18 protein-coding genes are annotated in these 23353 nt (G+C 52.3%); 4 read left to right on the forward strand and 14 right to left on the reverse strand.

What is annotated here, in order from left to right; translation table 11 throughout:
• Positions 1-104: 104 nt before the first annotated feature.
• The 13 genes from AAGR22_RS16010 to AAGR22_RS16070 form a co-directional block, all read right to left on the reverse strand.
• On the reverse strand, positions 105-1217 hold the full coding sequence (locus AAGR22_RS16010; RefSeq protein WP_345828491.1) for a filamentous hemagglutinin N-terminal domain-containing protein: 1113 nt from the start codon (positions 1215-1217) through the stop codon (positions 105-107).
• A gap of 153 nt (positions 1218-1370) precedes the next feature.
• Positions 1371-2429 (reverse strand): filamentous hemagglutinin N-terminal domain-containing protein, encoded by a 1059-nt coding sequence (locus AAGR22_RS16015; RefSeq protein ID WP_345828492.1) that lies wholly within the window; start codon positions 2427-2429, stop codon positions 1371-1373.
• Positions 2430-2804: 375 nt separating this feature from the next.
• Positions 2805-4472 (reverse strand): ShlB/FhaC/HecB family hemolysin secretion/activation protein, encoded by a 1668-nt coding sequence (locus AAGR22_RS16020; RefSeq protein ID WP_345828493.1) that lies wholly within the window; start codon positions 4470-4472, stop codon positions 2805-2807.
• Between the two features lie 60 nt (positions 4473-4532).
• Positions 4533-5630 (reverse strand): filamentous hemagglutinin N-terminal domain-containing protein, encoded by a 1098-nt coding sequence (locus AAGR22_RS16025; RefSeq protein WP_345828494.1) that lies wholly within the window; start codon positions 5628-5630, stop codon positions 4533-4535.
• A gap of 287 nt (positions 5631-5917) precedes the next feature.
• Positions 5918-6805, reverse strand: coding sequence for a cysteine synthase CysM (gene cysM / locus AAGR22_RS16030; protein WP_345828496.1), 888 nt, complete (start codon positions 6803-6805; stop codon positions 5918-5920).
• Between the two features lie 76 nt (positions 6806-6881).
• The gene (gene cysA, locus AAGR22_RS16035; protein WP_345828497.1) at positions 6882-7970 is read right to left on the reverse strand and encodes a sulfate/thiosulfate ABC transporter ATP-binding protein CysA; all 1089 of its coding nucleotides are present in this window, start codon (positions 7968-7970) and stop codon (positions 6882-6884) included.
• A complete protein-coding gene (cysW, locus tag AAGR22_RS16040) occupies positions 7960-8835 on the reverse strand; it encodes a sulfate/thiosulfate ABC transporter permease CysW (RefSeq protein ID WP_345828499.1) in 876 nt (291 codons plus the stop codon). The genes cysA and cysW overlap by 11 nt, the downstream gene beginning before the upstream one ends.
• On the reverse strand, positions 8835-9668 hold the full coding sequence (gene cysT / locus AAGR22_RS16045; RefSeq protein ID WP_067708201.1) for a sulfate/thiosulfate ABC transporter permease CysT: 834 nt from the start codon (positions 9666-9668) through the stop codon (positions 8835-8837). The genes cysW and cysT overlap by 1 nt, the downstream gene beginning before the upstream one ends.
• Complete coding sequence (gene cysP / locus AAGR22_RS16050) at positions 9668-10684, reverse strand: thiosulfate ABC transporter substrate-binding protein CysP (RefSeq protein ID WP_345828502.1); 1017 nt, start codon at positions 10682-10684, stop codon at positions 9668-9670. Before cysP ends, cysT begins: the two co-directional genes overlap by 1 nt.
• A gap of 2846 nt (positions 10685-13530) precedes the next feature.
• Positions 13531-14427: a Dyp-type peroxidase gene (locus AAGR22_RS16055; RefSeq protein WP_067708195.1), complete on the reverse strand. Its 897-nt coding sequence runs from the start codon at positions 14425-14427 to the stop codon at positions 13531-13533.
• Positions 14428-14555: 128 nt separating this feature from the next.
• Positions 14556-15173: an RpoE-regulated lipoprotein gene (locus tag AAGR22_RS16060; RefSeq protein WP_345828504.1), complete on the reverse strand. Its 618-nt coding sequence runs from the start codon at positions 15171-15173 to the stop codon at positions 14556-14558.
• A gap of 128 nt (positions 15174-15301) precedes the next feature.
• A complete protein-coding gene (locus tag AAGR22_RS16065; RefSeq protein WP_067708261.1) occupies positions 15302-15757 on the reverse strand; it encodes a DUF2919 domain-containing protein in 456 nt (151 codons plus the stop codon).
• Between the two features lie 51 nt (positions 15758-15808).
• Complete coding sequence (locus AAGR22_RS16070) at positions 15809-16234, reverse strand: GNAT family acetyltransferase (protein ID WP_067708187.1); 426 nt, start codon at positions 16232-16234, stop codon at positions 15809-15811.
• 208 nt (positions 16235-16442) lie between these two features.
• Here AAGR22_RS16070 and amiA point away from each other — a divergent pair, with 208 nt between their 5' ends.
• From amiA to tkt, 4 genes are all read left to right on the forward strand, one after another.
• Positions 16443-17315 carry an N-acetylmuramoyl-L-alanine amidase AmiA gene (amiA, locus tag AAGR22_RS16075; protein ID WP_345828507.1) on the forward strand — a complete coding sequence of 291 codons (873 nt, stop codon included), beginning with the start codon at positions 16443-16445 and terminating at the stop codon, positions 17313-17315.
• Between the two features lie 52 nt (positions 17316-17367).
• On the forward strand, positions 17368-18276 hold the full coding sequence (gene hemF, locus AAGR22_RS16080; RefSeq protein ID WP_067708179.1) for an oxygen-dependent coproporphyrinogen oxidase: 909 nt from the start codon (positions 17368-17370) through the stop codon (positions 18274-18276).
• 410 nt (positions 18277-18686) lie between these two features.
• Positions 18687-19637: a transaldolase gene (gene tal, locus AAGR22_RS16085; protein WP_345828508.1), complete on the forward strand. Its 951-nt coding sequence runs from the start codon at positions 18687-18689 to the stop codon at positions 19635-19637.
• A 126-nt stretch (positions 19638-19763) separates the two neighbouring features.
• Complete coding sequence (tkt, locus tag AAGR22_RS16090) at positions 19764-21764, forward strand: transketolase (RefSeq protein ID WP_345828509.1); 2001 nt, start codon at positions 19764-19766, stop codon at positions 21762-21764.
• Between the two features lie 69 nt (positions 21765-21833).
• On the opposite strand, the gene AAGR22_RS16095 is transcribed toward tkt, so the two are convergent.
• Positions 21834-22919, reverse strand: coding sequence for a DUF1176 domain-containing protein (locus tag AAGR22_RS16095; RefSeq protein WP_345828510.1), 1086 nt, complete (start codon positions 22917-22919; stop codon positions 21834-21836).
• Positions 22920-23353 lie beyond the last annotated feature (434 nt).

A 23353-nucleotide genomic window follows, 5' to 3' on the forward strand; every position in this document is an offset into this window, starting at 1 on the left:
CCTCTAAGCAAAAAAACTGCCCACATAAATGCGGGCAGGAGGTAAAAAAAGAAATGATCACGTTAGAGGTAACCAGGCCTGTAAGGCCGGTCACGGGGACGCTGTTATTTCAACATGCTAATGCGGCCAGTCGATCCTATCTGTGCATAAAGCCCACCAACATCTGCTTTACCGCTATTTTTGTAGCTATCCGCACGGATCAGGGTAGTGGAAGTAGAAGAAATCGTTCCCCCGGCAGCATTTTCTACAGACTTTGCCTCAAGTAAATTATCGTGTGCGCGCATTTTTCCACGATTAATAATGCCTTCAGCAGATGCAATCATCATTGACGCATCTGATGACAACTTACCAGCCTTCTCGTTGGTGATTCGTCCGCTGGCATCAAGGGAAAGCGTGCCTTTGGCGGCAACTGCCCCTGCATTACGCACTCCAACACCTTTTTCCGAACCTACCATGCTGATGCGATCTGCATACATGCTACCCAGCGTAGAAACGTCCAGGGCATAAGAGGGACGAGCGGCACTGGTAGAGACGCTATTATAGATGGCATCATTACGCCCTTTCTTCCTTGCTACGTTCATTTCCCCGGTCAGGATTGCAAGATCCTTTGCCTGAATCTCGCCATTCACTTTCACTGCACGAGCGATGATATCGGTGTAATCTGTCTTACCAGACTTCAGGCCGCCTTTATCAATAATGACGTTCCCCTCTGTAATCTGGAAATAGATATCACTACTACCAAAAATACTGGTATTAAAGGCATCAGGAATGGTTTTACCGGCCACCAGAGAAAGGCGGTTGGTATTGATTGAACCACAGCCGTTACAATTAATGCCTGCCGGATTAGCGATAATCAAATCAGCCTGTTTACCCGCAACTTCCATCAGACCATTAAGCTGGCTGGGTGCACCTGACTTAGCGCTCACTTCAGCAATGATTACGCTTGCCGGGCCGTTAGTGAAAATATTATTTAGCAGGTTGTTATTGGTAGATATTTTACCCGCAAGCTGGCTGTTGGTATCTGACATGCTGTTGTTGAAAACGACGCCTTCTTTACCAACATTAAACTCAGAGTAAACATTATGTGATATGCCTTTAACTGGGGCATTAATATCAATAACGGGCACCGCCCCTACTGAAAATGCGGTACAACCTAAGCTCAGCGCAATAAGTAACGACGCTTTTTTTAGCTTCATTGAATTATTCATATATTTCATAAGATAAAATCCTTTTAAGATTATAGCGTAATAGTGCACTCAAAAATTTGAGTGCACTTTTTTAATTACGCAGACTTTAGTAAGGCGAGCATTTATTTAGATGGTAAATTAATGACTCACATTATATACCTACAGACCAACACAACGTGTTTTCTATTTAATAAATTTTATGCCAGATGGGGAAAAATGTATGGCGTTTTCTCCAGCAAAAACAACACCTTTATTGCTAAAGGTTTTTGAGGTAACCAAAACATTTTTATCCGCTGAGATGATCCCATTTTTCATGTTTTTCACAGATTTCGCCTCTAAATTCTGGTTAGTGGCGCTCATCTCACCCTGATTGATTATTGTATCTCGCACAGAGACAGACAGGAGATCCCCTGAATTCATTTTCGCTGACTGATTATTAGTAAAGTTCCCTTTAGCATTCAGTGACAGCAGGTCATTAGCGTTTATTATCCCCGAATTGCGAACGCCAACGCCGGCTTCATTTCCTTCCAGAATAATACGATCGGCATACATACCGCCTAACGCGGTGACATCCAGTGCATACCCAGGCTTCCCAAAATAGCTACTGGAATTTTTAAACACAAAGTCTTTTTCACCCCGATGACGAGAAACTTCGATCTTTCCCGTAAGAAGAGAAAGATTTTTAGCCTGAATTTGACCGTTGACTTTTACTGCCCTGGCAATGATATCGGTAAAGTCAGTCTGGCCCGAATGCATGCCATCCTTATCGATCGTAACCTCTCCTTTATCAATATTAAAGTAAGTGGCCCCCGAATCAGATCGATTAATTACAACGTTACCGGCAACAAGAGAAAACCGACTGGTGTTAATTGAACCACATCCATTACAATTAATACCTGCTGGGTTAGCGATAATCAGCTCGGCCGGGTTACCTGCAACTTCCATCATGCCGTTCAGCTGACTCGCTTTGGAAGACTTTGATTGTACTTCAGCGATAATGATACTGGCAGCTTTATCCAGATTGCTATTGCCGTTAATTTTTCCTGCAAGCTGGGTATTTACCGCCTCCAGGCTGTTATTGAATATCACACCCTCTTTTCCAACATTAAATTCCGAATAAACGTTATGTGATATTCCGTTTTGAACAGGATTGTTTATATTATTAACGGGTACTGCATTAGCATAAAACATGGTATTACTTAACACTGCCACCACAGATACTAACAATTTATTTAATTTCATATGAAATATCCTTTTTCGTTAAAATAATTACCTGCATCGCAAGCTAACTATTCAAAATCACTCTATATCTTCAGGAGCCCCATGCTCCTCCATATCACTGCGAATCATCCCGTTCCAGGTTATTGCGTACTGTGAACGTGCCAGGCACAATGCAGATACGGCGTGACTCCATTCCTGTCGCCCCGACTCACGCATCACTGCGATCAACGTCCTGCTTAGATACATGGCTCCTATTTTTGCACTATCCGGAACAGGCACTAATTCCCAGCGAGAAGATTATGCAGCATAGAGATAAAATTAAAATAGCAATAATTAGAATGACAGAAAAAAAGAATCATCTTAAAGATGCATTCCCGTAATGATCATAATAAATTACTAATATTGCCAGTTAATGGAAAAGCCAAGGTTCACAGAGTCTGTTTGAAACTGATCGGGTTTATACAGTGGCGCTCCCACAAAGAGGTTATATCCCGTATTCCATTTCCAGCCGTTAATGCCAACCACGCCGCCCATCAGCTGCCTGCCAGACAGTAATTCGCTGCCTCTGCCCATAACCCGCCCATAATCTACGCCGAGGTAGAGTTGAAAACCGTAAGCGGGGTAATTGAAATTGAGCGTGTTTCCCCATAAATAACCCTGGCTTGCATTAAGATTGAATTCACCATCAAATCCCCTGACGGCCCAGCGATTCCCTAAGACAAATTTTTCCTGAGGGGTTAGCCTGTCAGGTGAAATCTGCAAAAGGTAATTGGTTTGATAGCTCATATTCTGCTGAGCGAAGGTAAAAGGAACGATCAGACCCGTCGATAGCGTCGCTATCCTCGCCTGCGGACTGTAACCGCTGGAACGTCTTGCTGCTTCTGGTTGCGCATTAAACCAGTCCAGATTACGTTGGAGAGAGACCGCTCCATCCAGATCGCCCCATTCCAGATAGCGCTGATGTTTAAGAGTGGTTTTTAATGCTGTGCTATTGCGCTGCTGTAGGGATAACTCCGTAGTTTCAATGTAATTTCTCGATCTTTTTTTCTGCAACTCGACGCCAAGGGTCGTTTTTGAATTCCCGCTACGGGCAATAATTCGCTTCGCGCCCACGCTTAAGCTATTACTCTGGCCATGAAAGCGAAAGGTGGCATAATTACCGGAGATTCTCTGCTCAAACCTTGATTTGGCGCCAAAGATATCGAACGTCCAGTAGCCAAAGGGAACTGAGTAGTAAAAATATTGGTTACTTGACCCTCTGGCATCCCTCTTGAAGAGGTTCCCTCCGGCTGAAACCATCAGGTTATCGTTAATCCCGCCAGGATTATCAAGATAGAGCGTTCCGCCTGCCTGATAACGTCCCGTATACCGGCTTCCGGAATCATCTAGCCACAGTCCCATCCGCCATAGCCGTGATCCAGCGTGTGTAACGTTGATCTCACTTCCCCCTTCACTTTCCCCTGGGCTAAGTCGGATGCGGGCCTGCGCCCCATAAACACGCTGCATATTCTCCAGACCCTGTTCAAGATCGCGGAGATTAAGGAGACTACCTTTCTTCATTGGGAAGGTCGTGAAGAGGTTGATAAGGCGATTGTCTGCCTGCGTCAGCTGGATGTTATCAACCACGCCGGGAATAAGAGTAAAACGCAACGTGCCATTTTTTACATCCTGCTCGGGAATTTCAACGCGCGTGGTAATATATCCATAACTGATTAATCTGTTTTGTAATGCTGTGGAAATAGCCGTTGCCCCCTTGATGCCAAGGCAGCGTCCTGCTCCCTGGTTGGCAAACTGCTTTAGGTAAAGTCGATAGGGGAACTTATCAACATTCTCTACTGTTATTTTCTTTATCACTATGCACGGCGATTCCTCCGGGAAATCGATGATTTTAGGGTCTTTAATCTTATCGTCGCTGCGGACATTTTTCCCGGCCTGAGCGCTGCTCTCTTCTCTAACTTTATCCTGTACACTCTGATTAATTTCACGCTGTTCAAGCGTAGAGGAAAAAGCAGACGATAATGCAGTCATGGTTAACGTTAGTGCAACAAATTGAGCGGCATTCAAGGCTAAATTCCTTTTTGATTGAAACCCCTGAACCTTCCTGTTCAGGGGTGATGACTATTTTCAGTCGATGAAGTTAATTCCGTCGGGGCTGAAGTGTGCAGCAAGCCCGTTTGCAGCGATTTTACCGTTGTTTTCGAAATCATCCGAAGTCACAAATACGTGATTTTCAGAGGTAATGTTACCACTATTGGCGTTAATAACACTTTTGCCTGCCAGCCTGGCGAAAGAAACGCCACTAATGCTCCCCTGGTTAATGAGGGTATTGTCGTTCATGGTGATTCCGACAAAATCTCCGCTAATTTTTGCTGATTTTTCATTAACAAAGCTACCATTGGCAGTGAGCATAAGATCGCCTTTCGACACCAGCGTTCCGGCATTTCGAACGCCAACGCCCTTATCCGTACCGACCAGGCTGATACGATCGGCGTACATGCTGCCTAATGATGATACATCCAGCGCCAGCTCAGGGCGTTCGCCATCAGAAACTGCACCGTAGTCAAAAAAGTAATCGGCCTGGCCCGGTGCGCGGGCAACGGTAACTTCACCGGTATGCAGATCCAGATTCTTTGCCTGTAATTCGCCATTTACCTTGATCGCGCTGGCGATAATATCAGTAAAATCAGTCTGGCCTGACTTCATCCCCTCATTACCAATTGTCACCTGACCTTTGCCAATGGTGAAGAAGATGGAGCCTGATGACGCGCTGCTGAGGTTATCAACCAGCGTTGAACCTGCAGCCAGAGTCAGACGGCTGGTATTGATCGAGCCACAACCATTGCAATCAATACCCGCTGGATTAGCAATAATCAGCTCAGCTTTATTTCCGGCAACTTCCATCATGCCGTTCAGCTGGCTTGCTTTCCCAGATTGAGAACGCACTTCTGCCAGAATCACCCGGGCTGACTCATTGGAGAAATTACTATTTCCCGCAATCTTACCGGCCAGCTGCGTATCACTCGAATTTTTACTGTTGTTGAATATAACGCCTTCATGGCCGACGTTGAATTCAGAATAAATATTATGTGAGACCCCTGCGGTAGGTGATTTAATATCAATAACAGGAGCCGCATTAGCTGTAAATACGCCACTACTTAACGCCGCTGACACCAACAGAAAAACCGTTGTCGCGCCGATTTTTTTAGTTTTTAAATTTTTCATAATAGTCCTTTCATATAATAGATAATCCATAGTAAAAATTCATGCATCAAATAAACACCCAATACAATTTTTATATATTACAGGCAATGCGCTACAAGATGCATGAGTTTATAATACTCACACAATCCACATTAAAAGAAAAGAGAATTTATATAAAATAGAAATCATCTAATTAAATCCAGATGAAACCGAATGAGTTCTGATGCAGTATCTTTATTTGAAACATAAATAAAAAATTTAATCGAACAATTACTATGCTTCTTATTTATTACATAATCTTATATGCTTTAAAAACAGTTAAAAACGCCCGTAGATAAATAACGGTCCCCGCGATCGCACACTATCGCTACAACAACACTACCAGGCGTGCTTTCCGCCACTTGTATTGCACCGGCGACCGCGCCTCCGGAACTTACGCCGCAGAAAATCCCTTCTTGCCGTGCCAGCTGGCGCATCGTATTTTCTGCCTCCTGCTGGCTCATAGTAATGATGCTATCCACCAGCTCGGGGCGAAAGATACCTGGCTGATAATCATCCGACCATCGCCGAATACCAGGAATGCTGCTGCCCTCTGCAGGCTGAAGCCCAATAATCCGCACCTCGCGACTCTGCTCTTTCAGAAAAGCCCCTACGCCGGTAATCGTACCGGTCGTTCCCATGCTACTGACGAAATGGGTCAGTCGCCCCTGCGTCTGCCGCCAGATTTCCGGCCCGGTAGTGGTGTAATGCCCTAGCGGATTATCCGGGTTATTAAACTGATCGAGCAGTTTACCCTCGCCTCGTGCCGCCATGTCTGTCGCCAAATCGCGAGCGCCTTCCATACCCATTTCGCGGCTGACCAGGATCAACTCTGCGCCGTAAGCGCGCATTGCCGCCTGGCGCTCCAGACTCATATTTTCCGGCATCAGCAGGCGAAGCACATAGCCTTTCATGGCGGCAATCATCGCCAGCGCAATACCGGTATTGCCGCTGGTCGCTTCAATAAGCACATCGCCCGGCTGAATTTCACCCCGCCTTTCAGCCTGCTGGATCATCGAAAGTGCGGCGCGATCCTTCACCGAACCTGCAGGGTTATTCCCTTCCAGCTTTAGCCAGATTTCACTGCCGTTGTCGGGCGTCAGCCGCTGAAGTTTAATCAGCGGCGTATTACCGATGGTATTTTCCAGGGTGGTCACAGAGTTGTTCCCGAATCAGGCAGAAAAGTGGCAAAAAAAAGGTCAGGCAAGCCTGACCCGGTTCCAGATGAAAATATCAGGCGCTTTGCGCAAAGGCAACCTGCCGCAGCGGTGTATCGCCTTTATATAACCGAGCCTGCTTCAGGCCAACAAAGAGGCGCTCGCCGCGAACCGGCGCAGCCTGGGAACCTTCGACTACCAGCGTTACAGGCTCCTGTCCCCAGCCGGATGGCTGTGCCACTACCTGCCAGAAATGACCACGCGGACTGACCTCCAGGATGTGCACTGGCAGTGGCGTTTCAAGACTGCTCTGCTGGCTGACGTCTATCTCCCAGGGGCGCAGGAACAGTTCCACGGCCCCCTGATGTGCCGATGCATAACCCAGTGGCCAGTGATGTGCGCCTACCTGGAATTGGGCGCCATGGACCTCGCCATCGAAGCGGTTTATCTCTCCAAGAAACTCCAGCACGAAGCGCGTTGCCGGATCGCGCCAGACATCATCCGGGGTGCCAACCTGCTCAATATTGCCCTGGCTCATCACCACCACCCGGTCGGCAACTTCCATCGCCTCCTCCTGGTCATGGGTGACAAACACGCTGGTAAATTTGAGCTCTTCATGCAGCTGCCGCAGCCAGCGACGCAGCTCTTTACGCACCTGCGCATCCAGTGCACCAAAGGGTTCGTCCAGCAGAAGTATCTGTGGCTCCACCGCAAGCGCACGCGCCAGCGCGACCCGCTGCTTTTGACCACCCGAAAGCTGTGCAGGAAAGCGGGATGCAAGATGTCCCAGCTGCACCATCTCCAACAGTCGGGTCACCTTCTCTTTAATTACCGCAGACGATGGCCGCTCACGACGTGGCAGTACCGTCAGACCAAAGGCAATATTATCGAACACCGTCATATGACGAAATAACGCATAGTGCTGAAAAACGAAGCCGACCTGACGATCGCGCGCGTGCAGATGGCTCACATCCTTGCCATGAAAGCTGAGGCGCCCACTATTCTGATTTTCCAGACCGGCAATAATGCGCAGCAGCGTGGTTTTTCCTGAGCCGGAAGGCCCCAGTAGTGCCACCATCTGGCCGGAAGGGATATCCAGCGAAATATCGTTCAGCACCCGGGTGCGACCGAATGATTTGTTGATGCTACTGATTTCAATGCTCATGATTCCCCTCCTGTTCCAGACGCTTATGCTGATGCTCTAACCGCCACTGCACAGCACTTTTGACAAACAGCGTCGCTATTGCCATCAGGGTCAGCAGGCCAGCGGCCGTAAAAGCGCCAACGATGTTGTAATCCTGATGGAGTAATTCAACCTGTAGCGGCAGCGTATAGGTTTCGCCTCGAATGGAGCCTGAAACAACGGAGACTGCGCCAAACTCGCCAATCGCGCGAGCATTGGTTAACACCAGCCCATAGAGCAGCGCCCAGCGAATATTTGGCAGCGTCACCCGGCAGAACATTTTCCAGCCGGACGCCCCCAGCAGTATCGCCGCTTCATCTTCATTACTGCCCTGACTGAGCATGACCGGCACCAGTTCCCGGACCACAAATGGGCAGGTGACAAAAATGGTAACCATCGCCATGCCCGGCCATGAAAACATCAGCTGGATATTATGCGCATCCAGCCAGCCGCCCGCCGGGCCGTTGACGCCCCAGAAGAGCAAATACATCAGGCCTGCCACCACGGGCGACACGGCGAAAGGAATATCAAAAAGCGTCAGCAGGAGCTGGCGGCCAGGAAAGTTAAACCTCGTGACCAGCCACGCCAGCAGCGTCCCGAACACCAGATTCACCGGTACGGTAATCAGCGCCATCAGTATCGTCAGCCAGATCGAATGCAGCATATCGCCGTCTTTAATATTACTTAAGATGGCACCAATGCCGCCGGAGAACGCACTGACAAAAATAGCAATCAGCGGCACCACCAGCAGTCCAAGTGAGATCAGCATCCCCAGCGCGATAAGAACCCATTTGCCCCAGTTAGCGCAGCTTCGTCCGATACTGTTAAGTGCGGTTATATCCGCCATTAGTGACCTCCAATACGACGGCCAAATCGGCTCTGTAAGGTATTAATCGCAAACAGCAGCAACAGTGAAGCGGCCAGGATGACTGAAGCAATTGCGCTGGCTGCCGGGTAGTCAAATTCCTGTAACTTGACGAATATCATTAGCGAGGTGACTTCGGTTTTCCACGCAATGTTCCCGGCGATAAAGATCACCGCGCCAAATTCTCCCAGACTGCGGGTAAAAGAGAGAGCGGTACCCGCCAACAGCGCCGGAGCAACCTCCGGCAGCACCACGCGGCGAAAGCTCTGCCACGGCGTAGCCCCTAAGGTTTCCGCGGCCTCTTCATATTCCGGCCCCAGCTCTTCCAGCACGGGCTGTACGGTTCGCACCACAAAGGGAATGCTGGTGAAGGCCATCGCCACGGCAATGCCCAGCCAGGTATACGACACTTTTATATCAAACTGGGCTAACCACTGACCGTACCAGCCATTGACCGAAAACAGCCCCGCCAGGGTCAGACCGGCTACCGCAGTCGGCAATGCAAAGGGAAGATCCATCAGACCATCGAGCAGGGCGCGGCCCGGGAAACGATAGCGCGTCAGGATCCATGCCATCAGCATGCCGAAAAAGGCGTTAAAAATAGAGGCTGCTCCTGCTGAAAGCAGAGTGACTTTATAGGCGGCGATCATTTGTGGGTTGGTCACTACCTGCCAGTACTCATTCAGCGTCATTTTCGAGAGCTGCATTAATAACGCGCTGATCGGTAACAAGAGGATCAGGCAGGTAAAAAACAGGCTGCTGCCAAGGCTCAGTCCGAAGCCGGGCAGCACGCGCTTACTTTTGGAGGCAAACATTACTGATGTCCTGCTGCTAATAATTTATCCAGCTCACCGCCGTTAGCAAACTGGGTTTTCATCACCTGCTGCCAGCCGCCGAAGGCCTCTTCTACCCGAAACAGGTCAACCTGCGGAAAGCGATCTTTCTGCTGAGTCATCAGTTGCGGGTTGTTCACGCGGTAGTAATAATGCGTCATGATTTTTTGCGCAGGTGGGCTATAGAGGTAATTCAGGTAAGCTTCCGCCGCCGTTTTGGTGTGGTTAGCGTCGACATTCGCATCGACCCAGGTTACCGGGAATTCGGCAAGGATGTTGCTTTTCGGCACGATGACTTCGTAATCACCTTGCGGATACTGATTACGAATGTTGTTGACCTCGGATTCGAAGCTTATCAGCACGTCTCCCAGACCTCGCTCAACGAAGGTAGTGGTCGCCCCTCGCCCACCGGTGTCGAATACCTGAACATTTTTAACAAACTGCGTCATAAATGCTTCCGTTCTTGCTTTATTCCTGCCATCCGCTTTATCGGCAGCTCCCCAGGCGGCGAGCCAGGTGTAGCGCCCGTTACCTGAGGTTTTTGGATTAGGGAAAATCAATTTAACGTCGTTTCTGACCAAATCACGCCAGTCATGGATGTTTTTTGGATTCCCTTTGCGAACCAGAAAGGCCATGGTCGAATAAAAGGGTGAGCTGTTATTGGGCAGGCGCTGCTGCCAGTTTGCCGGGATAAGGTTGCCGCGATCGTGCAGGATTTGAACGTCGGTTATCTGGTTGTAAGTGACCACATCCGCCTTAAGGCCCTGCAGAATGGCAAGCGCCTGTTTGGAGGAACCCGCATGAGACTGTCTGATGGTGAGTTTGTCGTTGCTGTGCTGCGCGTTCCACTGTTGTTCAAAGGGCGCATTCAGGGCGACAAAGAGCTCACGTGATACGTCATATGAGCTGTTTAGCAGTTCGGTAGCCTGGGCTGAACTGGCCAGCAGCAGCAAGAGAGCGAAACCGCCTGTGCTTTTTTTGTGGTTCGCTAACGTCATTATCCACCCTGGTCATTCCAACTGGCCGTACGCCTTTGCAGAGCAATCAGTGTATTTATAACCAGACGAAAAGCAGTAACGGTTTTATATACCGTTTGGTGATTTACAAGTTTAAAACGCTATAAGGGTGTGGAATTATTTATGCAGGTGGCAGAAAAGGAGTTCGCGCCGGTGACAGGGGATGTTGGGGCCTTAAAGTCCAAACCCGCTCCGGTGATACAATTATGTTGGGGCCTTAAAGTCAAAACCCGCTCTGGTGACACGGCTATGTTGGGGCCTTAAAGTCAAAACCCGCTCTGGTGACACGGCTATGTTGCGGGTCAGAACGCCGGGACGCCGTAAACCCATCCCTGGGGGCTTCACTGCCGCATCCCTGCGGCAGAGACCCGGCTTATCTGCTCCGCAACACCGCCTTCTGGCTGCGGAGTGGCCTGTTAGTGTTCTGGCAGTGGTTAAGGTCAAAACATGATCCGGTCACGACGGCCTTGCCTGTCGAAAATTTTGCAGGCCGGGGCTGGACCTGAAGAGGTTTTTAGCAGCGACAACGTAGCCTGAGGCCAGGCGGGGACCGTTGGCTTAGCGGACCGTCGAGCGCAGGGATGCGCGAGCCGAGCCCACACGGACGTGCTTGCGGCGTGTCCGCGTGACAACGGTCCCCGCAGGGCTTTGCACCGCATCACCGCAACGACAGAAAACCCCGGTGACACGGCGGTATTTTTTGCAGGCAGGCCAAAACCCGCATCGGTGACAGAGCTATGTTGAGCCCTTAAAGTCAAAACCGGTTCCGGTGACACGGCTATGTTGCGGATCAGAACGCCGGGGCGCCGTAAACCCATCCCTGGGGGCTTCACTGCCGCATCCCTGCGGCAGAGACCCGGCTTATCTGCTCCGCAACACCGCCTTCTGACTGCGGAATGGCCTGTTAGTGTTCTGGCAGTGGTTAAGGTCAAAACATGATCCGGTCACGACGGCCTTGCCTGTCGAAAATTTTGCAGGCCGGGGCTGGACCTGAAGAGGTTTTTAGCAGCGACAACGTAGCCTGAGGCCAGGCGGGGACCGTTGGCTTAGCGGACCGTCGAGCGCAGGGATGCGCGAGTCGAGCCCACACGGACGTGCTTGCGGCGTGTCCGCGTGACGACGGTCCCCGCAGGGCTTTGCACCGCATCACCGCAACGACAGAAAACCCCGGTGACACGGCGGTATTTTTTGCAGGCAGGCCAAAACCCGCTTCGGTGACAGAGCTATGTTGGGCCCTTAAAGTCAAAACCCGTTCCGGTGACACGGCTATGTTGCGGGTCAGAACGCCGGGACGCCGTAAACCCCTCCCTGGGGGCTTCACTGCCGCATCCCTGCGGCAGAGACCCGGCTTATCTGCTCCGCAACACCGCCTTCTAACTGCGGAATGGCCTGTTAGTGTTCTGGCAGTGGTTAAGGTCAAAACATGATCCGGTCACGACGGCCTTGCCTGTCGAAAATTTTGCAGGCCGGGGCTGGACCTGAAGAGGTTTTTAGCAGCGACAACGTAGCCTGAGGCCAGGCGGGGACCGTTGGCTTAGCGGACCGTCGAGCGCAGGGATGCGCGAGCCGAGCCCACACGGACGTGCTTGCGGCGGGTCCGCGTGACAACAGCCCCCGCAGGGCTTCCCACCTTATCATCGCAACAATAATAAACGTTACAGATGCCAGCCAGGTCAACACTCGTTCCGGTGACACGGCTATGTTGTTTGCAGGAAGATCAAAACCGGTTCCGGTGACACGGCTATGTTGCGGGTCAGAACGCCGGGACGCCGTAAACCCCTCCCTGGGGGCTTCACTGCCGCATCCCTGCGGCAGAGACCCGGCTTATCTGCTCCGCAACACCGCCTTCTGACTGCGGAGTAGCCTGTCAGTGTTCTGGCAGTGGCTAAGATCAAAACCTGATCCGATCACGACGACCTTATCTGCCGAAAGTTTAGTAAGCCAGGGCTGGACGTGAAGGGGTTTTTAGCAGCGACAACGTAGTCTGAGGCCAGGCGGGGACCGTTGGCTGAGCGGACCGTCGAGCGCAGGGAAGCGCGAGCCGAGCCCACACGGACGTGCTTGCGGCGTGTCCGCGTGACAACGGTCCCCGCAGGGCTTTGCACCGTATCACCGCAATGACAGCAAACATCCCAGCTGCCAGGCTGGTCATGGCGAGATTTTTAGCAGCGACAACGTAGCCCGAGGCCAGGCGGGGACCGTTGGCTTAGCGGACCGTCGAGCGCAGGGATGCGCGAGCCGAGCCCACACGGACGTGCTTGCGGCGTGTCCGCGTGACAACGGTCCCCGCAGGGCTTTGCACCGTATCACCGCAATGACAGCAAACATCCCAGCTGCCAGGCTGGGCATGGAGAGATTTTAACAGCGACAACACAGCCTGAGGCCAGGCGGGGACCGTTGGCTTAGCGGACCGTCGAGCGCAGGGATGCGCGAGCCGAGCCCACACGGATGTGCCTGCGGCGTGTCCGCGTGACAACGGCCCCCGCAGGGCTTTGCACCGTATCACCGCAAGGACAGCAAACATCCCAGCTGCCAGGCTGGGCATGGAGAGATTTTAACAGCGTCTACATGGCCCGAGGCCAGGCGGGGACCGTTGGCTTAGCGGACCGTCGAGCGCAGGAATGCGCGAGCCGAGCCCACACGGACGTGCTTGCGGCGTGTCCGCGTGACAACGGCCCCCGCAGGGCTTTGCACCCCATTACAGCAAGGGCAGCAAACGTTAAAGATGCCAGCCAGGTTAAAACCTACTCCGGTAGCACGACGGTATTGTTTGCAGGAAAGTCAAAACCGGTTCCGGTGACAAGGCTGTATTGCGCTTGCGGCTCGAACTACAGCGCGGCCAGCTGTGCCAGCGATGGCGCGTAGAAATAGCTGCCGCTGACCGGCTTAGTAAAACGCAACATCGCATCAAACTTGCCATCCGCCTCACCAAACATACTCAACAACTGACGCTCTATATTATAAAGCGTGGCGCAGTAGGCGAGAAAAAACAGCCCGCTGGCGCCGCTGGCTGTGCCCCAGGGCAAACTCTGACGCAAAATCTTCAACCCTTTGCCCTCTTCCTTAAGGTCTACGCGGGACACGTGGGAGGTCGCAGGGCGGGCATCTCCCTCCAACTCCTCGTCGGTCACCTTGCTGCGGCCAATAATCTGCTCCTGCTTACTCACCGGCAGGCGATTAAACATTTTCAAATTATGCTCCCAGCGCTGGCTGAAGACATAACTTCCCCCCGCGTTCTCGCCCGCATCAATAATTGCTACGCGCTGGCGCTGCTCCCCTTTTGGATTCTCCGTACCGTCAACAAACCCGCTCAAATCACGATCTTCAAGACAGCGGAAGCCGTGCGTCTCTTCCTCTACGTGCCAGGCTTCACCAAAAGCGCTCATCGCCGCCTGGGCCAGACTGAAATTCACATCGTGACGTGCGGACTGGATGTGGATCAGAATATCGCGCTGGGTGGCTGGCGCGATACCCTTGCCCAGCGGCAGGAAATCCTTAAGTTCATCCACGGAATGGGAGGGGTTCAGATCGCGCCATAGAGCGCTGCCAAAGGCAATAACCGCACCGAGTGCGGCATCCGGGAAACGCTGCTGAAGCTGCAATAGCTGGTGCGAAAACGCCCCGCAGGCCTGGCGGATATCCGCCAGATCACCCCGCACGGTCGCTTCAAGATAAATGGCAAAACGGCAGTGTTCGGGCAAAATGCCGCTCTGAAACTGGGACATCCGGTAATTCTCCCTGGTAAATTGTCTGCAACAGGCGCTGGCAGACAGTTTACCCGGATTTTTACGCGGTACGCTTTTTGTCAGTAAAAATTGTACTGTCTTTTGATTCTACTCAAAAAAGGGGAAAGTTAGCTGCGCCAGATTATTTTGCTGATAGTCCATTTTTTCAATGTATCATCCGCTGGCATCAGGCCTTCAGGACCGTGCCACTCTCCGCGAAACAGATAGCTGATATGCTGACTGCCGGGAGCCTTACATTCCACGCCATCGGCGTCACTACCAGTGCCCTTCTGGCAGACGTTAAAGGCCTTGCTATAAAGGTCACTAAACGGCGTGCCGATTTTTTTTCCGTCAGCGGTAGCAATATCACTATCCATGACGTCAATGCGGGAAATCGTGGTATTACCGGTCACTTCAACTTTGACCTGTTTCTCTTTAACCGCCTGGAAGAAGGTGACCACTCCACCATTTTCGCCGCGCATGCCTTTACGCACCTCATAGTTTCCGCTCAGGCCATCGCTAATAGCCGCGTCATTCATTGCGGTAGCGCCGCTCAGGCCGCCTACGCCCTGCTCCGTTACCTCGGGTGAAGAACCGAACCAGTGCCATGGAGCCAGACTTGACCAGGAGTAGGTCAGCGGATTCCACCAGGTGGCTCCGCTGCTGGACTCTGAAGAGGATCCGCTGCTGGCGCAGCCAGTCAGAACCAGAGCAATGGCAAGAAGCGCCGGGCGAACAGTTTTCATTACAACTCCTGAGATAATCAAAAACGACTAGTGCTATGAGTGCCGATCGGCGAAAAAGTTTTATACCGTGTTTCCAGCATGACCCTTAAAACCTGGTATACGGGTTTGCAGGCCAGAATGAAGCGGGTTTAGCCTGCGTTCAGGGCCGGGTCAAAACAGTCATGCAGACGCTGATTCAGCCACAGATAGCACAGCGCGAGCAGATCGAAGCCGCTAAAAATGATCGCCAGCGGTGAGAGATCGTCTTCGCCCAGCCAGAGGGTTATGCCCTGCACCAGCAATGTGGTTAACAACGTCAGGCATAGCACGCCGCGCCAGGTGCGCCATAGGCGGGGAAACCGTTGGCGATACCCGGTCAGCAGCAGTCCCAGTGCGGCAGGAACGCCCAGGCCCAGCCCGGTCCAGAATACCCGGGAGTCAGGATAAAACAGCTCAAGAAGAGAAGTGCTCTGCTGCTTCGAGGCCGCCGCCGCCGCGAACAGAACCCATGTTCGCGCCTGCAACAGCAAAACGGCCCAGAAACCCAGCGGTAGCGTCAGCTGACCTTTAGCATCGTAATCATCGGGAGAGTACGTGTGGATCACCTGTTCAGCCCCTCCGACCAATCGCGGGTAAGCTTCTTGCTTAACAAAATATTAGTACTCACGATCTTCAATCAGACGTTTACCGAGCAATACGCTGTCCTGCATTTCGTAATCGAGCTTTTCATAAAAGCCCAGCACCGCATCATTTTCCTCGCGCACCATCACGTTGATTTTCGGGCAGCCGCGCGCAATCAGTTTCTTCTCCAGACGGTTGATCAACGCATTGGCAAAGCCACGCCCCTGATAGTCAGGATGAACCCCCAAATAATACGCAGATCCCCGATGACCGTCGTAGCCCCCCATCAGCGTACCGACAATCTCACCGCCAACGACTGCCACCAGAAAAAGGTCGGGATCGTGATTAAGCTTTCTTTCGATATCCATTTCAGGATCGTTCCATGGTCGTAACAAATCACACCGCTCCCAAAGCGTAATGACTTCTTCAAAATCGTCCTGGCTGAAAACGCGGATTTCCATGGCGTTGCCCCTGATGTTAATAATAATTTGCTGATTATCACGCTTTCTTCTGCCGGTGCAAGTCTGCAATCCCTGCAAACCGCAAAAAAGCGACGCTGCATAAGTAGCTGGCTGAAATAAAAAGTAAAAAGTTGCAATAGTTCCCTTCTCGCTCTGGCCCTATTGTTACGATATAACAACAGGCAAATTGTGCCCCGAGGACGCAGTAATGACTAAATTCGGCCTGATGACCCCCTTAACGACCCGCCGCCAGCTGCTGCTTTCCGGCCTGGCGCTGGCCCTGCTGGCCCGAAACCCGGCCAGCGCAAAAGAAGAGCCGCTGCCCAAATCAGCCTTGCGCAACGGCCGCGCGCATACTCCGGCCCCGCCTGCGGCAGCGGGTAAGAAAATTGTCATGATTGATCCGGGTCACGGCGGCATTGATTCCGGCGCCGTCGGTGAAGAGGGGTCAGAAGAGAAGCACGTGGTGCTGGAGATCGCTAATCATATCCGTCAGATGCTGAGCAGCCACCCCCATATCGAAGCCCGACTGACAAGGGAAAGCGACCATTTTATTCCGCTCGGCGAGCGGGTAGAGATAGCCCATCAGCACGGCGCGAACCTGTTTATGTCCATCCACGCGGATGGTTTCACCAGCCCGGATGCCAACGGTGCATCGGTATTTGCGCTGTCGAATCGCGGTGCCAGCAGCAGCATGGCACGTTATCTCTCCAAAAGAGAAAACGCCGCAGATGAGGTGGGCGGCGTTAAGTCGTCGCAAAAAGATCATTATCTGCAGCAGGTGCTGTTCGACCTGGTACAAACGGATACCATCAAAAACAGCCTGACGCTGGGCAAGCACGTACTGAACCAAATTCGTCCGGTACACCATCTGCACAGCCAGCATACCGAGCAGGCGGCCTTTGCCGTGCTGAAGTCGCCGTCGATCCCATCGGTACTGGTGGAAACGTCCTTTATCACCAACCCTTCGGAAGAGCGGCTGCTGGGCAGCACGGCGTTTCGCCAGAAAATTGCCAGTGCCATTGTTGGCGGCATTATCAGCTACTTTAATGAGTTTGATGCCAATAACCGCCGCCCATAAAAAACGAATATGACGTATACTGCGCGCGTTATTTTTTAATGCAGGCTAAGCCATGAACGCACCCGATATTGCCCAGGTTAAACAGTTTTTACTGAGTTTACAGGATCGTATTTGTCATCAGCTGGCACAGGCTGACGGTAGCGCCCGGTTTGAAGAAGATAGCTGGACGCGCGAAGGTGGCGGCGGTGGACGCAGTCGGGTATTGCGCAAAGGCGCTATTTTTGAGCAGGCCGGGGTGAATTTCTCCCACGTTCATGGCGATATGATGCCAGCCTCTGCCACGGCGCACCGCCCCGAGCTGGCGGGCCGAAGTTTTGAAGCAATGGGCGTGTCGCTGGTTATCCACCCGGAAAACCCTTACGTGCCTACCAGTCATGCTAACGTGCGCTTTTTTATCGCCGAGAAGCCGGGTGCCGAGCCGGTATGGTGGTTTGGCGGCGGCTTTGATATGACGCCCTACTATGGTTTCACAGAGGATGCAGTGCACTGGCATCAGACCGCCTTCGATCTCTGTCAGCCGTTTGGGGAAGATGTTTATCCGCGCTATAAAAAGTGGTGCGACGACTACTTTTTTATCAAGCACCGCAACGAGCAGCGCGGTATCGGCGGGCTGTTCTTTGACGACCTGAACACGCCGGACTTTGATTACTGCTTCCGTTTTATCCAGGCCGTGGGCCAGGGCTTTTTACAGGCCTATCTGCCGATCGTTGAGCGGCGTAAAGCGCTGCCGTGGGGAGAGCGTGAACGCGACTTCCAGCTTTACCGTCGGGGACGTTATGTAGAATTTAATCTGGTCTGGGATCGCGGCACGCTGTTCGGCCTGCAAACCGGGGGTCGCACCGAATCTATTCTGATGTCCATGCCACCGCTGGTTCGCTGGGAATATGACTTTCAGCCGCAGCCTGGGTCGCCAGAGGCTGCGCTCTATACTGACTTCCTGCCCGTGAAAGCGTGGATCTAAACGTTCTTTCGCAGCGGCCCGCTTATGCGCCAGCCGCTGCGACAGTCGCCCCTGCCCCTCCAGGAAAAGTCTCTTAGCGCAGCTTCGGGCTTAAGCGCATTTTGACGCGCGACGCCAGACTTGTCCCTCGCCATCCTCTTCTGTCCTGTCTGTTTTCCCTGCGCTGAAAAGTGACGCCCCGGCGGAAATCTCTGCGAGTGCTACACTTATGGATGCGACGATTTTTACCCGTCAGATTTCCAACCATTGGGTCAACCCATTGCAACAATCAGAGAAAACGCATTTTCATTACCGCACGTCTGATGCAATGTTTGGCCCAAGAATATAATACCGTGGTGGTGAGACGCGCTGTCAGCAGGCGTACCGTCGCGGCTATTTGCTTTGCAGATTGCCCATCAAGGAGCCAAGAGATGAACCAGCTAGACGCACTGAAACAATACACCACCGTAGTGGCTGACAGTGGCGATATCGAATCGATTCGTAACTACCATCCGGAAGATGCCACCACCAACCCGTCTCTGATCCTGAAAGCCTCCGGCCTCGATTCCTACAAGCACCTGATGACTGACGCCATTGACTACGCTAAAAAGCAGGGCGGCAGCAAAGAAACGCAGATAATCAACGCCAGCGATAAAGTCGCCATTAACCTCGGTATGGAAATTCTCAAGAGCGTTCCTGGACGCGTGTCTACCGAAGTTGACGCACGCCTCTCATATGACCGCGGTATGTGTGTCACTAAAGCAGAGAAGCTGGTGAGAATGTATGAAGACAACGGCATTGATCGTTCACGCATCCTGATTAAGCTGGCTTCCACCTGGGAAGGGATCCGTGCGGCTGAAGAGCTGGAAAAAAACGGTATCAACTGTAATCTGACGCTGCTGTTCTCCTTCGCCCAGGCGCGCGCCTGCGCTGAAGCCGGCGTATTCCTGATTTCTCCCTTCGTTGGCCGTATTTATGACTGGTACAACAGCCGTAAACCTCAGGACCCCTACGTCGTGGACGAAGATCCGGGCGTGGTCTCCGTGCGTAAAATTTACGAGTACTACAAGCAGCATCGTTATAACACGGTCATTATGGGTGCCAGCTTCCGTAACGTGGAGCAGATCCTGGCGCTGGCTGGCTGCGACCGCCTGACCATTTCACCTAACCTGCTTAAAGAACTGCAGGCCAGCGATGCACCGGTTGAACGCAAACTGACGCCGTCGACCGAGTGTTTCCACCAGCCCGCACAGCTTTCTGAATCCGAGTTCCGTTGGGAACATAATCAGGATCCGATGGCGGTGGATAAGCTGGCTGACGGTATCCGTCAGTTTGCTGTCGACCAGCAGAATCTGGAAAACGTGCTGTCCGCCAGACTGTAAATCATTCCAGAATGGGCGGCATTAGCCTCGTAGCCAATCAAGCCGTAGGTAAACCGGGCGATAATATTCGCCCTTCAATGCGTTATACCGCCCATTTTATCCCACAAAAAAATCAGGGAGAACAATATGTCTTCACGTAGAGAGCTGGCTAATGCTATTCGTGCGCTGAGCATGGATGCCGTGCAGAAAGCCAAGAGTGGTCATCCGGGTGCCCCAATGGGCATGGCCGATATCGCCGAAGTGCTGTGGCGCGATTTTATGCATCACAATCCGACCAACCCGGCCTGGGCCGATCGTGACCGCTTTATCCTGTCCAATGGCCATGGCTCCATGCTGCTGTACAGTCTGCTGCACCTGACCGGCTATGACCTGCCGATTGAAGAACTGAAGAACTTCCGTCAGCTGCACTCAAAAACGCCGGGTCACCCGGAACTCGGGTACACGCCAGGCGTTGAAACCACCACTGGCCCACTGGGTCAGGGCCTGGCAAATGCCGTTGGTCTGGCGATTGCCGAGCGCACCCTGGGCGCGCAGTTTAACCGTCCGGGCCATGACGTGGTTGATCATCATACCTATGTCTTTATGGGTGACGGCTGTCTGATGGAAGGCATTTCGCACGAAGTGTGTTCGCTGGCTGGCACCCTGGGCCTGGGCAAACTGATTGGTTTCTACGATCACAACGGCATCTCAATTGATGGTGAAACTGAAGGCTGGTTCACCGACGATACCGCTAAGCGTTTTGAAGCCTATAACTGGCACGTCGTTCATGAAATTGACGGTCATGATGCTACCGCCGTCGCCAATGCTATCAAAGAGGCGCAGAGCGTTACTGACAAGCCATCCCTGATTATCTGTAAAACGATTATCGGCTTCGGCTCTCCGAATAAAGCAGGCAAAGAAGAGGCCCACGGCGCAGCGCTAGGCGATGAAGAGATTGCGCTGACCCGCAAGCAGCTTGGCTGGAACTATCCACCGTTTGAAATCCCGCAGGAGATTTACGCTCAGTGGGATGCCAAAGAGGCAGGCGCGCAGGCGGAGAAAGCCTGGAATGAGAAGTTCGCCGCTTATAAAGCCGCGCATCCTGAACTGGCGAAAGAGTATGCCCGCCGTATGGACGGGGGAATGCCGGAAAACTGGCAGCAGGAAACGCAGAAGTTCATCGAAGAATTGCAGGCTAACCCACAGAAAATCGCCAGCCGTAAAGCGTCTCAGAATACGCTGGAAGCCTGGGGTAAAATTCTGCCTGAATTCCTTGGCGGCTCCGCTGACCTGGCACCGAGTAACCTGACGATGTGGTCTGGCTCGAAGTCCATCAAAGAAGACCATGCTGGTAACTACATTCACTACGGTGTGCGTGAATTTGGTATGACCGCTATCGGCAACGGCATCGCGCATCACGGCGGGTTTGTTCCTTATACCGCCACCTTCCTGATGTTTGTAGAATATGCCCGTAACGCCGTGCGTATGGCCGCGCTGATGAAAGCCCGACAGATTATGGTCTACACCCATGACTCTATCGGACTGGGCGAAGATGGCCCAACCCACCAGCCGGTTGAACAGATTGCCAGCCTGCGCGTGACGCCAAATATGAGCGTCTGGCGCCCCTGTGACCAGGTGGAGACGGCGGTAGCGTGGAAACACGCGGTTGAGCGTCATCATGGCCCCACTGCGCTTATCCTGTCACGTCAGAATCTGGCACAGCCAGAGCGTACCAAAGAGCAGCTCGAGAATATCTCACGCGGCGCGTACGTGCTGAAAGATAGCGAGGGTACGCCAGATGTGATCCTGATTGCTACCGGCTCGGAAGTTGAAATTACGCTGGGTGCAGCCGAGAAACTAACGGCGGAAGGCCACAAGGTACGCGTAGTCTCTATGCCTTCAACCGACCTGTTCGATAAGCAGGATGTGGGCTATCGCGAATCCGTATTACCTTCTACGGTAAGCGCTCGCGTGGCCGTAGAGGCCGGAATTGCCGACTACTGGTATAAATATGTCGGTCTGAATGGCGCTATCGTCGGTATGACTACCTTCGGTGAGTCTGCTCCTGCGCCGCAGCTGTTTAATGAATTTGGCTTTACCGTTGAAAACATTGTCAGTCATGCTGAGGCGCTGCTGAAGCCTCACTGATTGTTTTCTGTATGATAAAAGCCCGGCTTCCCAGCCGGGCTTTTTTTTTGCCCTTCACCCGCCTGCCCCTTACTGGGATGTAATCTCGACGCTGGCGGTCGGTGGCGGTTGCGTAGTCCACAGCGACGGCCAGTCAGCACTACCGTGCCAGGCGTCGCAGGTACTCTCTTCTGCATAGTCAGCCAGCACAAACTCCCTGCCATCATATTGCCAGCGCGTCGCCAAACCACAATCCCCCAGCCCCCTGCCCTTGTTATAGGTTAACAGCGCGCCACTGCTGGCATCATATTCGGCGTTGACCAGCTCTAACTGCTTTTCGGTATGTGACGGGGGAACAAAGGGTAGCGTTAGCGTCACCCCTTTCGCCACATAGGGCAGCGAACGCGTCACCTCAAAGGCTAAATCAATGACGTTGTAAGCACCCATTTCGCAGCTGATGAGCAGGAGAGCTTTCTGGTCGCTTAGCGGTGCCACACTCACCTCGCGCCGCTGCGGATCAAGCGAGCATTCGTCCGTGTTGATACGCCAGGTACCAAAATCAATCAGCCCCGTTGTCTCATCGCGCGTCAGGGCCAGCGGCGGATGGCTGAGAGGCATAATGACAGGCACTTCAGGTTCGGGAGTGACATCCTCTGCGGAGCGGCTGCCCCGCTTCACCCATGCGCTCATCCCATTAACTCTTCCCTGGATATCATCCATCAACAACAGAGCGGCCTTAAGCCCCTGTAAGGAGATGCTTGCATCGGGCCGGTACAGTAGCTGAATAGCGCCCGCATCCATCACCTGCTGTAAAAATTCGTCAATTGAGATGGCATGTGACGTCGTCAGATGATGAGATTCGACTTCCCAGTGTTTCAGATCGAGCCGGAGCCGCTGCCCGTCAAGCAGCAGATTATCTTTCAGCGGCGCGCCATTAAGCTCACCGCTGTAGTGGTTACCATAATCTATTGAAATAAGGGGGCGGTCGTTGACGCCAGCGTGACGACTGACGGTCATAACCAGACCTTTATCGCCAGGGAAACTTCTGGCCACACAGCTATTAAGGTTATTACAGGTAATCTGCCAGTTAGAAAATGTTTTATGCAGCGGCTCGGCGTGCAGCGACAAAGCCGTCAGAAATAATGAAACAAAAGGCAATATCATCCAGTAAGGCATTGATCACGGGTATCCCAGAGTTACGTGAAGCAATAAGCGTAGCCTAATGGTTCACCTTTAGGTGAAGTTTATCAATTGAGTGTCCATGTCGTGACGCTGTGTCAAAACCACGGAAAAAAAAGAACCAGTAAATACTGGAGTTATCTTCGCTGCTGACCGGAACGACCTCAATCAGATTAATCGGACATGGTGGAAAATGAGACATATACCTCTACGCTATGCCAGCAGTTGATAAACGCAGGGCTGTTAAACGGGTTCAGTTTAAAATCCCTCCGCTCTGTTAGCGGATTAACCATGCCCTCAAAGTTTATTTAATCAACAAAAAGCATGGTACTACCATTAAAAAGTTAAGCCTCACGGATTCATTAAATATAATGAATGAGTCTTTTCAGGGGTGCCCCACCGCTATTCATTAACTTTTTAAAATACAGGTA

It is taken from the genome of Erwinia sp. HDF1-3R, assembly GCF_039621855.1.
Lineage (GTDB): Bacteria > Pseudomonadota > Gammaproteobacteria > Enterobacterales > Enterobacteriaceae > Erwinia.